The organism is uncultured Caulobacter sp. (assembly GCF_947036865.1).
Lineage (GTDB): Bacteria > Pseudomonadota > Alphaproteobacteria > Caulobacterales > Caulobacteraceae > Caulobacter.
The window spans coordinates 61,334-73,873 of the sequence record NZ_CAMQSF010000016.1 but is presented as its reverse complement, the minus strand read 5'-3'; the positions used below and the strand labels follow the sequence as shown (position 1 = coordinate 73,873).

General features: G+C 68.6%; 11 protein-coding genes. 4 read left to right on the top strand and 7 right to left on the bottom strand.

Features of this window, described 5'->3' with window-relative positions:
- Positions 1-465: preprotein translocase subunit SecG (secG, locus tag Q0V34_RS11150; RefSeq protein WP_297511722.1), on the bottom strand; the 465-nt coding region annotated here is incomplete at its 3' end.
- A 99-nt stretch (positions 466-564) separates the two neighbouring features.
- On the opposite strand from secG, the gene Q0V34_RS11145 reads away from it, so the two are divergent.
- Positions 565-1,122: a GNAT family N-acetyltransferase gene (locus Q0V34_RS11145; protein WP_297511721.1), complete on the top strand. Its 558-nt coding sequence runs from the start codon at positions 565-567 to the stop codon at positions 1,120-1,122.
- 109 nt (positions 1,123-1,231) lie between these two features.
- Complete coding sequence (locus Q0V34_RS11140) at positions 1,232-3,019, top strand: glycosyltransferase family A protein (RefSeq protein ID WP_297511720.1); 1,788 nt, start codon at positions 1,232-1,234, stop codon at positions 3,017-3,019.
- A 1-nt stretch (position 3,020) separates the two neighbouring features.
- Here Q0V34_RS11140 and Q0V34_RS11135 read toward each other — a convergent pair whose 3' ends face one another.
- From Q0V34_RS11135 to Q0V34_RS11120, 4 genes are all read right to left on the bottom strand, one after another.
- A complete protein-coding gene (locus tag Q0V34_RS11135) occupies positions 3,021-3,164 on the bottom strand; it encodes a hypothetical protein (protein ID WP_297511718.1) in 144 nt (47 codons plus the stop codon).
- Positions 3,161-3,610 carry a DUF4126 family protein gene (locus tag Q0V34_RS11130; RefSeq protein ID WP_297511716.1) on the bottom strand — a complete coding sequence of 150 codons (450 nt, stop codon included), beginning with the start codon at positions 3,608-3,610 and terminating at the stop codon, positions 3,161-3,163. The genes Q0V34_RS11135 and Q0V34_RS11130 overlap by 4 nt, the downstream gene beginning before the upstream one ends.
- A 66-nt stretch (positions 3,611-3,676) precedes the next feature.
- Entirely contained in the window at positions 3,677-7,144 is a 3,468-nt protein-coding gene (mfd, locus tag Q0V34_RS11125; RefSeq protein WP_297511714.1) for a transcription-repair coupling factor, read from the bottom strand.
- Positions 7,145-7,148: 4 nt separating this feature from the next.
- Complete coding sequence (locus Q0V34_RS11120) at positions 7,149-7,442, bottom strand: succinate dehydrogenase assembly factor 2 (protein WP_297511725.1); 294 nt, start codon at positions 7,440-7,442, stop codon at positions 7,149-7,151.
- A 287-nt stretch (positions 7,443-7,729) separates the two neighbouring features.
- On the opposite strand from Q0V34_RS11120, the gene Q0V34_RS11115 reads away from it, so the two are divergent.
- The gene (locus Q0V34_RS11115) at positions 7,730-9,283 is read left to right on the top strand and encodes a DEAD/DEAH box helicase (RefSeq protein ID WP_297511712.1); all 1,554 of its coding nucleotides are present in this window, start codon (positions 7,730-7,732) and stop codon (positions 9,281-9,283) included.
- A gap of 171 nt (positions 9,284-9,454) precedes the next feature.
- Positions 9,455-9,727, top strand: coding sequence for an aa3-type cytochrome c oxidase subunit IV (locus Q0V34_RS11110; protein ID WP_297511710.1), 273 nt, complete (start codon positions 9,455-9,457; stop codon positions 9,725-9,727).
- Between the two features lie 3 nt (positions 9,728-9,730).
- On the opposite strand, the gene Q0V34_RS11105 is transcribed toward Q0V34_RS11110, so the two are convergent.
- Positions 9,731-10,882, bottom strand: coding sequence for a DUF563 domain-containing protein (locus tag Q0V34_RS11105; protein ID WP_297511708.1), 1,152 nt, complete (start codon positions 10,880-10,882; stop codon positions 9,731-9,733).
- Between the two features lie 32 nt (positions 10,883-10,914).
- Positions 10,915-12,372, bottom strand: coding sequence for a coniferyl aldehyde dehydrogenase (locus Q0V34_RS11100; protein ID WP_297511706.1), 1,458 nt, complete (start codon positions 12,370-12,372; stop codon positions 10,915-10,917).
- Between the last annotated feature and the right edge of the window lie 168 nt (positions 12,373-12,540).

Genomic DNA, 12,540 nt, shown 5'->3' with positions numbered 1-12,540 from the left:
TTTGGCGACCGGCGCCGCCGGCTTCTTGGCCGGCGCGGGCGAGGTCAGCAGCGACGGCTGCGGAGCCGTCGGGGCCGGCGCGTTGATCTGGGGCGCCGGAGCCTGGATAGCGCCCGGCTGGGCGGTCGAGGGCGCCGGGGTCGCGCCGACCGGCGGGGCGACCGGCGGCGGCGCGGCGTTCAGCGCCTTGGAGTCGAGGTTCTGGATGTCCAGGCGCTCGACGACCGAGCCGCCGGTGTTGGCGCGGCCCGTCAGGATCGTCAGGGTCAGGCTGATCAGCAGGAAGACCGAGAACAGGATCCAGGTGATGCGGGTCAACAGATCGCCGGCGCCGCGCGCGGTCATGAAGCTGGACGAACCGCCGCCCATGCCCAGCGCGCCGCCTTCCGAGCGCTGCAGCAGGACCACCCCGATCAGGCCGAGGCAGACGACGATATTGATGGCCAGCAGGACGCCGATGAGCATGACGAAGTTGTTCTCGATCCGGGCGCGGGCGAAATGCCGCGCGAAAAACGAAGCGGCCCCTCTATCACTAGAGGACGCTCCGCGCCATAGCTGGGAAGCGTGCTCCCGAACGCAACCCCCGCAGCCTTTCCGCCGGACCGCATGATCGTCGAGACCGAACGCCTGACTCTCGCCCCGCTGACGGTCGATGACGCGCCCCTGATCTATCCGTTCCTCAGCGACGCCGAGGTGATGGCCAATCTCGATCAGGAGCCGATCGAGGATCCGGACGAGGTCGCGGGCCAGGTCGCTGCCCAGGTCGAGGAGATGGCGGCCGGCGATGCGGCGTACTGGACCATTCGTCATACCGAGAGCGGCGCGTTCCTGGGCTATTGCGAGTTCATAGACCTGGACAAGCGTCAGTCGCGCGCCGAGATCCGCTTCGTGATCGATCACAAGAGCTGGGGCCAGGGCTTCGGGTCGGAGGCGGTCAACGCCCTGCTCGCCCAAGCCGCGGGCGACGGGCTCAAGAGCGTGGTCGCCAGTTCGCACGTGGGCGACAATCGCGCCGAAAAGCTGCTCAAGAAGCTCGGCTTTCAGGCCGAGGGCTATCTGAAGGGCGCCGTGCATCGCGACGGCGAGCGGCGTGATCGCCGTCTCTACGGCTTGCAGCTCTAAGCCGCGGCCGGGTGCGGCGATCGGTGCTGTCGACCAACTTGGTTAACAAAGGCATCTTCACCGTTAACCGTCGCGCTCCGAATCGGGCGCCGCCGGAACGGAGAACCCGATGCGCTCGCCCGCCGACATGGACATCGTCCAGATCGACATCAGCACCAAGTGTCACCTCGCCTGCTCCAACTGTACGCGACTGATCCCGCACCAGACCCAGCGCCGCGACATGGAGCTGGAAACCTTCGAGCGCTCGGTGAAGAGCATGGAAGGCTGGAACGGCCCCAACAAGCTCATCGGGGTGATCGCCGGCGAACCTACCCTGCACAGCAATTTCGAGCAGATCTCGCGGCGCTTCGCCGAGCTGTGGGGCGGACCCAACACCAATAACGGCAAGGCGCCGATCAAGGACTTCAACGACTTCGCGACCCAGCGCCTGTTCGACCGCTCGAACGGCCGCGGGCTGTGGACCAGTCTCGGGAACGGGTTCTACCGGAACTACGAGACCATCATGGAGGTCTACAGCCACTTCAACACCAACACCCACGAGACGGCCGGCCAACACCAGGCCCTGCTGATCTCGCGCAAGGACTACACCCAGGCCACCGGCATGTCGGACGCCGAGTGGGAGTACAATCGCGACAACTGCTGGGTTCAGAAGCTCTGGTCGGCGACGATCAACGACAAGGGCGCCTATTTCTGCGAAGTGGCCGGCGCGATCGACCGGCTGTATTTCGACGGCGCGCGCGCCTGGCCGGTCGAGCATGGCTGGTGGCAGCGCACGCCGGAAGACTTCAAGGACCAGCTGGACCTCTGCAACTATTGCGGCCTGGCCCAGCCCGGCCCATCGCAGCTGGATTTGCTGGACCGCGACATCATCTCGGCCGAGCACAAGGCGATCCTGAAGAAGCTGGGCAGCCCGGCGATCCGCAAGCGCGCCTACGAGATGTTCGACCCCGAGTTGCACATGCAGAAGCGCCAGGTCGAAACCCGCGACAACTACGTCGGCGAGGCCAGCTCGGGGCGGCGCGTCGGCATCGGTCACAACTCGACCAAGCCGCGCAAGCTGGCCTGCGTCCTGACCTCCGTGGGCTACGGCGACGACCTGGCCCTGACCCTGCCCAGCAACATGCGCGAGTTCGACGAGGTCATCGTCGTCACCTCCAGCGACGACGTGCGCACCCAGGAGGTGGTCAAGGAGAACGGCGCGACGCTGGTGATCTCCGATCGCTGCTTCGAGGACGACCACGCCTTCAACAAGGGCAAGATGCTGAACGACGGCCTGAAGGTGCTGAAGGACGCCGACTGGATCGTGTTCACCGACGCCGACATCATCATGCACGAAGGCTTCTACGAGCTGTTCATGGCGCACTCGTGGAACCCGGGCGTGCTCTATTTCACGACGCGGATCGACAGCCAGAAGGTCGAGGGCAAGGGCGAGCAGACCAATTTCGAGCCGAACGGCTATTTCCAGCTGTTCAACGCCCGCGCCTCGGCGATCCGCGACAAGTGGCCCAATATCGTCAACGAGAACTTCTGCTCGGCCGGCAGCGTCGACAGCTGGTTCTATCAGCAGTGGAAGCGCGAGAACCTGTTCGGCATCACGGACATTCCGGTCAAGCACATCGCCTCGGCGCGTCTGGGCGAGAACTGGAACGGCAAGCAGCAGCGGCCGCGCAAGTGGCGCCAGTTCGGCATCCTGACCGTCAACGGCTTCACATCGCTGGCGCCCGCCGACGCGGTGCCCGACACCATCCGCCTGACCGACACCCTGTTCGGCAACACGGTGACGCTGCGCAAGGACGAGCTTGACCAGCACGTTCAGCTCAGCCCCGAGGGCGGCATCATCTTCGCCGGGCAGGACGTGGGCCGCACCCACATCCACGTGGCCTATTTCGCGGACTGAGCTAGTCGGCGACTCCGCCGCGCAGCGGGTCCTCGCCGGTCAGCTCCTTGATATGGCGTCGCTGGCGGCGCACGCCGGCGGTCTGGTCCGCCGGGGGTTTGGGCGGCGCCTTTTCGGCCGGCGGCGATGGTGGCTTCGTCGTCATCGGAGCGCGCGCGTGACCAGTTGGGCGGCGCCGACGGTCAGGGCGTCCTCGACAAGTCCCGACGGCGTCTGGCCGAACCGACGCAGGGCGCGCATCCGGGCGTGGAACGTGACATAGGCGGCCGCCACCGCCGCGCCCGCGCCAAGGGCCGCGCCGAGATACCTCTGGCGCCGGGGCGACAACGCCGCGCCCGCGAGCCCGCCCGAGACCAGCCGCGCCAGGATCCCCGCCGGAACGATGCGATCGGGCGCCGAGGTCAGCTTGTCGCCCCAAAGCTCGCCCGCGGCGAGCGCCATGGCCCCGGCCGCGAACAGCGGGTGGCCCAGCCAGGACGGCGCGCCGTTGTCGCGCGGCAGCTGGCCCTCGCGCGCGGCCTCGCTGACCGCCGCCAGCGGCGTGATCGCCCGCGCGCCGGCCGAAAGACCAATGAGGATGGATCGAAGCATGGGCGTGTCCCGGCGGCGACGTTTACGCCGGAGGAAACGCCGCCCCCCTGCCCTTCGATCCCCCGCCTAGCTCTTCGCCAGCTTGGCCAGCACGCTCAGGATCTTCTCGGCCGCGTCGAGACGCTCGGCCGGCGTCTCCCACTCGCCCTTGACCACGACCTTCTGGTCCGGCCGGACCTTCCAGATCAGGCTGTTCTTGGCGACGTACTGCACCAGGCCCAGCGGATTGGCGAAATCGTCGTTGCGGAAGCTGGCCACCGCGCCCTTGGGGCCGACGTCGATCTTGGCGACATTGGCCTCGCGGCACAGGCCCTTGATGGCGACGACCTTCAGCAGGGAGTCGGTCTCGGGCGGCAGCGGGCCGAAGCGGTCGATCATCTCCGCGGCCAGGGCCTCGCGGTCCGCCGCCTTCTCCGCCTCGGACAGACGACGATACAGCGACAGACGCACGTTCAGATCCGGCACGTAGTCGTCCGGGATCATCACGGCCGCGCCGGTATTGATCTGCGGCGACCAGCCCCGGTCCTCCAGTAGGGCCTCCTGGCCCTGGCGCTGGCGCAGTTCGGCGACGGCGTCCTCCAGCATCTGCTGATACAGCTCGACGCCGATCTCCTTGATGTGACCGCTCTGCTCGTCGCCCAGCAGATTGCCGCCGCCCCGGATGTCGAGGTCGTGGCTGGCCAGCTGGAAGCCCGCGCCCAGGCTGTCCAGCGATTGCAGCACCTGCAGGCGCTTCTCGGCCGAGTGGGTCAGGGACTTCTCGACCGGCGTGGTCAGATAGGCGTAAGCGCGGGCCTTGGAGCGGCCGACGCGGCCCCGGATCTGATAGAGCTGGGCCAGGCCGAACATGTCGGCGCGATGGACGATCAGGGTGTTGGCCGACGGGATGTCGAGACCGCTCTCGACGATCGTCGTGGCGAGCAGCACGTCATATTGGCCCTCGTAGAAGGCCGTCATCACGTCCTCCAGCTGGGTCGCCGCCATCTGGCCGTGGCCGACGACGTACTTCACCTCGGGCACGTGGACTCGGAGGAACTTCTCGATCTCCTCCAGGTCCTTGATGCGCGGCACGACGTAGTAGGACTGGCCGCCGCGATACTTCTCGCGCAGCAGCGCCTCGCGCAGGGTCACCGGATCGAACGGGCTGATATAGGTCCGCACCGCGAGGCGATCGACCGGCGGGGTGGCGATGATCGACATCTCGCGGATGCCGCTGAGCGCCATCTGCAAGGTGCGCGGGATCGGCGTGGCGGTCAGGGTCAGCATGTGCACGTCGGCGCGAAGCTCCTTGAGCTTCTCCTTGTGCTTGACGCCGAAGTGCTGCTCCTCGTCGACGATGACCAGGCCCAGGTCCTTGAACGACACCTGCTTGGACAGGATGGCGTGGGTGCCGACCACGATCTCCAGGCTGCCGTCCGCCAGGCCCTCGCGGGTGTCGGCGGCTTCCTTGCCGGTGACGAGGCGCGACAGGCGCGTGACCTTGATCGGCCAGCCCTGGAAGCGGTCCTTGAAGGTCTTGTAGTGCTGGCGGGCCAGCAGCGTGGTGGGACAGACCACGGCCACCTGCTTGCCGCTCATCGCGACCACGAAGGCGGCGCGCAGGGCCACCTCGGTCTTGCCGAAACCGACGTCGCCGCAGATCAGGCGGTCCATCGGCTTGCCCGAGCCCAGATCCTCCAGCACGTCCTGGATGGCGCTGAGCTGGTCGTCGGTCTCTTCGTACGGGAAGCGGGCGCAGAACTCGTCGAACACGCCCTGCGGCGGATCGGTCTCCTCGACGGACTTCAGCTGGCGGGCGGCGGCGATCTGGATCAGGCCCTCGGCCATGACCCGCAGACGCTCGCGCGCCTTGGCCTTGCGGCCCTGCCAAGCGGCCCCGCCCAGCTTGTCCAGCTGGACGTTCTCGGCGTCGGCGGCGCCGTAACGCGTGAGCAGGTCGATGTTCTCGACGGGCAGATAGAGCTTGGCCTCGCCGCCATAGAGCAGGTCCAGGCAGTCGTGCGGCGCGCCTTGGACGTCGAGGGTCTTCAGACCCTCGTAGCGGCCGATGCCGTGGTCGATGTGGACCACGAGGTCGCCCGGCGTCAGGGCGCTGGCCTCGGCCAGGAAGTTGGCGGCGCGGCGCTTCTTGCGCGGACGCGCCAGGCGGTCGCCGAGGATGTCGGTCTCGGAGATGACCGCCAGGCTGTCGGTCTCGAAGCCATGGTCCAGCGGCAGCACGACCCGCTGCGGGACCTTCGGATCATTGGCCTTGGCCGCCTGCCAGTAGCCGGCGAACGGGATCTTCTTCAGGCCATGGTCGGACAGCATCGTCCCCAAGCGCTCGGAGGAGCCCTCGGACCACGAGGCGAACAGCACCCGCTTGCCCTCCGCGGCCAGCTTCTTGGCGTGATCGGCGGTGGCTTCGAACAGGTTGACGCTGTCCTGGGCCCGTTCGGCGGCGAAGACGCGGCCGAGCTTCGCGCCCATGTCCACGACATCCAGGCCCTGAGGCTGGAACGGCGTGAAGCGGCGGTGGGGGCGATCGGCGATTTCCCGCTCCCACTCCTCGACGGTCAGGTACAGCGCCTCGGGCGGCAGCGGGCGGTACGCGGACTTGCGGTCGGCGTGGGACCGGGCCTCATAGGCGTCCAGGATCATGGCCAGACGCTCGTCGCGGGCCTCGGTCGCCTGGTGGTCGACGCCGACCAGGGCGCCGGCCGGCAAGTAGTCGAACAGGCTGGCCATGCGCTCGTAGAACAGCGGGAGCCAGTGCTCGAGCCCGGCCCGGCGGCCGCCCTCGCTGACGGTGGCGTAGAGCGGGTCGTCGCCCGGCGCCCCGAACTCGACGACATAGCCCTTGCGGAACCGCGAAATGCCGTCCTCGTCCAGAAGCGCCTCGCTGACCGGCAGAAGGTCGATTTCCTTCAGCTGCTTGGTCGAGCGCTGGGTCTCCGGATCGAAGGCGCGGATGCTCTCCAGCGTGTCGCCGAACAGATCCAGGCGCACCGGCTCCTCGGCGGCGGGCGGATAGACGTCGATGACGCCGCCGCGAATGGCGAACTCGCCGCGCTCCGAGACCGTGGAGGCGCGGGCATAGCCGTTGACGGCGAAATAGCGCTCCAGGTCCTTGATATCGACGCTGTGGCCGACCTTGGCGCTGTAGCTGGCGCGCAGCAGCACGTCCTTGGTCGGCACGCGCTGCAGCAGGGCCGGCGCGGCGATGACCAGGATGGCGGGCTTCGTCTCGCCCAAGCCTCTGGCCAGGCGCGCCAGCGTCGCCATCCGCGTGGCCGAAACCCCGGACGACGGACCGATGCGGTCATAGGGCAGGCAATCCCACGACGGCAGCAGCACCGCCTCGACCTCGGGCGCGAAGAATTTCAGCGCCTCGACGAAGGCCCCGGCGCGGGCCGTGTCGCGGGCGACGAAGGCTGACAGGCCGCCCCGCGCGCGGGCGATATCGGCCATCACCAGCGCGTCGAAGCCCTCGGGCGCGCCGGCCAGGGTCAGGCCGCCGGCGGCCTTGGCGATCTGCTTTGCGTCATAGGCCATGGATTTAAGCGCCGTCTCCCGTCGGGCGCGAAGCGTGCGCCTCGAAGCGGAACGCGCGAATCATCGCCATGACGTCGGTCTCGAACGCTTCCGGCGTCGGCTCCTGCCCGACGATCCAGGCGTAGATCTCGCGATCGGACTGTTCGAGCAGGGTTTCCAGCGTGTCGAGCTGCTCGCCCGTCAGGCTCTGGCCGTGCGTGTCGGCGAACGGCCCCAGGATGAGGTCCGCTTCCCGGAAACCGCGATGCCAGGCGCGGAAACGAAGCCGCCGGAGGCGGGAGTCTGGGTCGATGGTCATGCGGGGGCGGATATAGAGCGGCGTCAGGGCTTGCGCCACTCCATGATCACACACCAGGGGACGCGCGGCGCGGCCCGCCGTCGACATTGCATCCGCCAGGATCCTTGGCGCGCCCCGCGGAGGCGCGCGAGCCGTCGTGGGTCATCTTCCGAATACCCCCTATCGCCTTGTGGTGATTGACTTTGCCGCCTTTCGGCCTATTTATCCCCAGCTTCGGAGCAGGTCTGGCGAATCCGCGCCGCCCGCTCGCCCAAGCACGGGCGGCTCCGGATCAGACCAGCGTGTAAATGACCGAATTTTCCGACCTCGGGCTCTCGCCCACGACCCTGCAGGCGGTCGCCGACACCGGCTATACCACCGCGACCCCGATTCAAGCCCAGGCCATTCCGGTCGCCCTCGCGGGCCAGGATGTCCTCGGCATCGCCCAGACGGGCACCGGCAAGACCGCCGCCTTCACCCTCCCCATGGTCGATCGGTTGGCCTCGGGCCGCGCCAAGGCTCGCATGCCTCGCGCTCTGGTTATCGCCCCGACCCGCGAACTGGCCGACCAGGTCGCCGCCAGCTTCGAAAAGTACGCCAAGGGCACCAAGCTCTCTTGGGCCCTGCTGATCGGCGGCGTCTCGTTCGGCGACCAGGAAAAGAAGCTGGATCGCGGCGTCGACGTGCTGATCGCCACGCCGGGCCGTCTGCTCGACCACTTCGAGCGCGGCAAGCTGCTGATGACCGGCGTGCAGATGATGGTGGTCGACGAGGCCGACCGCATGCTCGACATGGGCTTCATCCCCGACATCGAGCGCATCTTCAAGCTGACGCCGCCCAAGAAGCAGACGCTGTTCTTCTCGGCGACCATGCCGCCTGAGATCACGCGCCTGACCAAGCAGTTCCTCAAGGATCCGGTGCGGATCGAGGTGGCGCGGCCGGCGACGACCAACGCCAACATCAGCCAATTCCTGGTGCGGGTGCCCTCTTCCGATCCCAAGGCCAAGCGCCTGGCGCTGCGAGCGCTGATCGAGAAGGCCGGCATCGAGACCGGCATCGTGTTCTGCAACCGCAAGACCGAGGTCGATATCGTCGCTAAGTCGCTGAAGGTGCACGGCTTCGACGCCGCGCCGATCCACGGCGACCTCGACCAGACCCAGCGGATGAAGACCCTGGCCGACTTCCGCTCGGGTGCCCTGAAGATCCTGGTGGCCTCGGACGTCGCGGCCCGCGGCCTGGACATCCCGGCGGTGAGCCACGTCTTCAACTACGACGTTCCGCACCACGCCGACGACTATGTGCACCGCATCGGCCGCACCGGCCGCGCGGGTCGTTCGGGCATCACCTACATGCTGGTGACCCCCGCCGACGACAAGGGCTTCGACAAGGTCGTCAAGCTGATCGGCTCGACCCCGGACGAGGAGAAGCTCGAGCTCGACTACTCCAACGCCGTGACGGTGAAGCGCGAGGGCGACCGCGACCGCAAGCGCGGCGGCCGCGATCGCGGCGAGCGCGGCGAGCGCCCCGCGCGCGGTCGGAGCCGTCGTTCGGAAGAGGTCGCCGCCGAGGCTCCCGTCGAGACCGTCGAGGCCCAAGTCCCGGACGTTGTCGAGGAGCGCCCGACGCGCGAGCGCAAGCCGCGTCGCGAGCGCGAGCGCGAGCCCAAGGCCGCCGCGCCCGCCGAGGCCGAGCGCCCGGCCCGCTTCGAACGGCCCGAAAGGCCCGAACGCCCGGTGCGCGGCGTCCAGCCGATCCGCGACCGCGACGATGACGACCGCCGCGTGGTCGGCTTCGGCTCGGACATCCCTGCCTTCCTGGCCCGCCCGCCTCGGGGAACCGGCAAGACCTCGACCAAGGGCTGAGGTCCATCCGATCGGTACGCTCGAAAGCCCCGGCCCGCCGCCGGGGCTTTTGTTTTGACCGATATGCGAAATCGCCTAACGCTGCTATCCTACTAACGTTTTCGGCTCGATCGCGCCGGAGCGGCCGGTCGCGCCCAACAAGCAACGCTTGAAAATACGGGAGGACAGACCTTGGCCGCCATCGAACCCGACCTCGACAGACAAGAGATCCTCGTCGAGCACGAGAAGACCTATCACGCGTTCTCGGTGCTGCTGCGCTGGGCGATGCTGGCCCTGGCCGCCGGGATCAGCGGCCTGACGGTGTGGTTCGCCACGCCGGGCGGCTTCTGGGGCGGCCTCGTCGTCATCGCGATCGTCTGGGTGGCTGGCTACTACGGCATGGTCCGCCGTGAGGAGCAGCAGCCGCTGGACCCGTGGGTCCCGGGCCGCAAGGGCATCCTCTAACGCCTAAAGCGCGGCGTCGACGAAGGCCAGCAGGTCGTCCAGCGGCGGCTGGAAGGCGAACTTGAAGCCCCGGCGCAGCCGCGACAGCAGCGGCGCCGCGCGCGCCGCGCACGGCGAGGCGCAGACATAGCCACGCCACTCGACCCCGACCTGGCGGCAGGCCGCCCGGACCCACTGGCTGGTGAAGTTCAGGGGCTGGATTTCCACCACGCGGGCGTCGCGCGGCAGGAATACGGCGTTGGCCAGGGCCGCGCCGCTGGCGCCGACCACCACGTCGGCGTCGCGCATCAGCGCGACCTGCTCCGAAGCGCCCAGCGTCTCGGGCCGCACGATCGCGAAGCCCCGCGCCGCGAGGGCCTTCTCCAGGGCCGCTTCCCCGACCATGACCCGCATCGACTGCCCGCGCCGCGAGAGATAAACGCGCCGCGCGCCGCGTCCCGAGGGCGCCCGCTTCAGCACCCGCGCCGACAGATCGGCTAGCAGCCCGTTCGGGTGGTGCAGGAAGTGGTTCATGCTGGTGGCGAAGACGGCGCGCTTCAGACGCGCGACCGGCCCCTCGACCTCGCGGATCGTCACGTCGGGAAAGGCCAGGCTGGCCAGTTCCCGCTGCCACGCGGTCAGCGGCGGCGCGACGGGCGCGACGCCGCCCAGCAGGTCCGCCTGCTCCAGCGCCAGCAGCGACGGCAGGGCGTCGATGACGAAATGTCCGTAATTGAAGGTCGCGCCCCAGGGAACGAACACGGCTCCCGTATCGAGTTCGGGGGCCGAGACGGGCGGCGTGAAGCGCGTGGCGTTCCCGCCGACGCCGGGGATGGCGGAGAGATCGCCCGAGCCGTGCCGCGCCTCCCCGATGGTGGCGTCGTACAGCGCCCCGTCGGTTCCGATCAGGCCGCCGAAGCGCGGAAACCACCAAGCCTCGCCGATCGCGCAGAGCGCCGGGACATTGACCGGCGGCGCGGCGGCGATGTCATGCGGCCAGGCCTTGGCCTCGGGCCCGCCGACCCGGCCCAACGACGCGCCAGCCGAGGCGTCGTGCTCGGCGGCGAAGGCCACGCCCGCCTCCCCGCCGGCCAACCGCTCGCGCAGCGCCTCGACGGACAGCGGCGGAAGATCGCGGGCTTCGATGATCGGGCGCAGGGACAACGGCGCGGGCATGCGCCGCTTGGAGCACGCCCGCGCCGGCTTGGCTACTTCTTGATCTGTCCGGCCAGATACTTACGGATGCCCTCGCCGTATGGCGGGCGCAGGCCCAGCATCGGGGCGATGTCCTTCTTCAACTGCTGGAAGACGGCCTTGCGATGGCTGAACTCGCGGAAGCCGTCGTGACCGTGATAGGCGCCCATGCCGGCCGGGCCGACGCCGCCGAACGGCAGGTCCTCCTGGGCGACGTGGAAGATCACGTCGTTTACGGTGACCCCGCCGCTGGTGGTGCGCGCCAGCACGCGATCCTTCTCGGCCTCGTCGGTCCCGAACCAGTAGAGAGCCAGCGGCCGATCGTGAGCGTTCACATAGTCGACGGCCTCGTCGATGGTGTCATAGGCCTTGACCGGCAGCACCGGGCCGAAGATCTCCTCGCGCATCACGCTCATGTCGTCGGTGGGATCGATGATCAGCGTCGGGGCGATCTTTCGGTGCTCCTGCTGCGAAAGGTCCTCGCCGCCCGGATTGATCTCGACCACGCGCGCGCCCTTGGCCCGAGCGTCGTCGACATAGCCCTTGATGCGGTCGTAGTGCCGCTGGGCCACGACGGCGGTGTAGTCGGGATTGTCCTTGATGGTCGGGAAGTAGCGGCCGACGGCGGCCTTGGCCTCCTCCACGAACGTCTCGACCGACTCGCGCGGGGCCAGGACGTAGTCCGGCGCCAGGCAGATCTGGCCGGCGTTCAGGGTCTTGCCGTTCATGACGCGCGCCGCGGCGGTGGCGATGTCGGCGCCGCGCGACAGGATCACCGGGCTCTTGCCGCCCAGTTCCAGCGTCACCGGCACCAGGTTCTCGGCCGCCGCCCGCATCACGTGGCGCGCCACCGAGGTCGCCCCCGTGAAGACCAGGTGATCGAACGCCAGTCCGGCGAAGGCTTGGCCAACCTCGGGACCGCCGACGAAGACCGCGACCTCCTCCTCCGAGAACGCCTTGGCGAACATCGCCTTCATCAGGTCGGAGGTGGCGGGCGTGAATTCCGACGGCTTGATCATCGCCCGGTTGCCCGCCGCGAACACGCCGGCCAGCGGCGAGAAGGTCAGGTTGACCGGGAAGTTCCAGGGGCTGATCACGCCGACGACGCCCTTGGGCTGCCACTGGACGGTGGCCTTGGCGCCGAACAGGCCGAGGATCGCCGGCGTGGTCTTGCGCTTCTCGGGCTTCATCCACTTGGCCACGTGGTCGCGCGCGTGCTTCAGCGGTCCGATCGAGCCCGCGACATCCGTCAGCGCCGTGGCCTCGGGCGAGCGCGAGCCGAAATCGGCGTTCACGGCCCTGGCGATCTCGGCCTGATGGCCGACCAGCAGATCGATGCAGCGGTTCAGCCAATCGATCCGTGTTTCGACGCTGGGCGGGCCGTCGCGCAGGTGCGCGGCCTTCTGACGCCGCAGGACCTCGTTCATCGCCGCCTTGTGGGCTTCCTGGCCCAGGTTCGCCGGTGCGTTCATCCGCTCGCCTCCCTGTCGCGGCCCCTTTCTCGGCAAGGGGCTCAGCTTATCAACGATCACCATGAGGGAGGCGGCGTTCTGGCGCAAGAGAACGTCGTTCTTAACGCCTCGTAAGAACTCTCGGGCTTAAGGTCGCGCTCCAAGCGATCGGCGTTTCCGCGAGGGGCG

Bases quoted from the DNA above. Each gene is read 5' to 3' on its own strand.
- Q0V34_RS11140 (WP_297511720.1), top strand. From the start codon at position 1,232: ATGCGCTCGCCCGCCGACATGGACATCGTCCAGATCGACATCAGCACC.
- Q0V34_RS11135 (WP_297511718.1), bottom strand. From the start codon at position 3,164: ATGACGACGAAGCCACCATCGCCGCCGGCCGAAAAGGCGCCGCCCAAA.
- Q0V34_RS11130 (WP_297511716.1), bottom strand. From the start codon at position 3,610: ATGCTTCGATCCATCCTCATTGGTCTTTCGGCCGGCGCGCGGGCGATC.
- mfd (WP_297511714.1), bottom strand. From the start codon at position 7,144: ATGGCCTATGACGCAAAGCAGATCGCCAAGGCCGCCGGCGGCCTGACC.
- Q0V34_RS11120 (WP_297511725.1), bottom strand. From the start codon at position 7,442: ATGACCATCGACCCAGACTCCCGCCTCCGGCGGCTTCGTTTCCGCGCC.
- Q0V34_RS11115 (WP_297511712.1), top strand. From the start codon at position 7,730: ATGACCGAATTTTCCGACCTCGGGCTCTCGCCCACGACCCTGCAGGCG.
- Q0V34_RS11105 (WP_297511708.1), bottom strand. From the start codon at position 10,882: ATGCCCGCGCCGTTGTCCCTGCGCCCGATCATCGAAGCCCGCGATCTT.
- Q0V34_RS11100 (WP_297511706.1), bottom strand. From the start codon at position 12,372: ATGAACGCACCGGCGAACCTGGGCCAGGAAGCCCACAAGGCGGCGATG.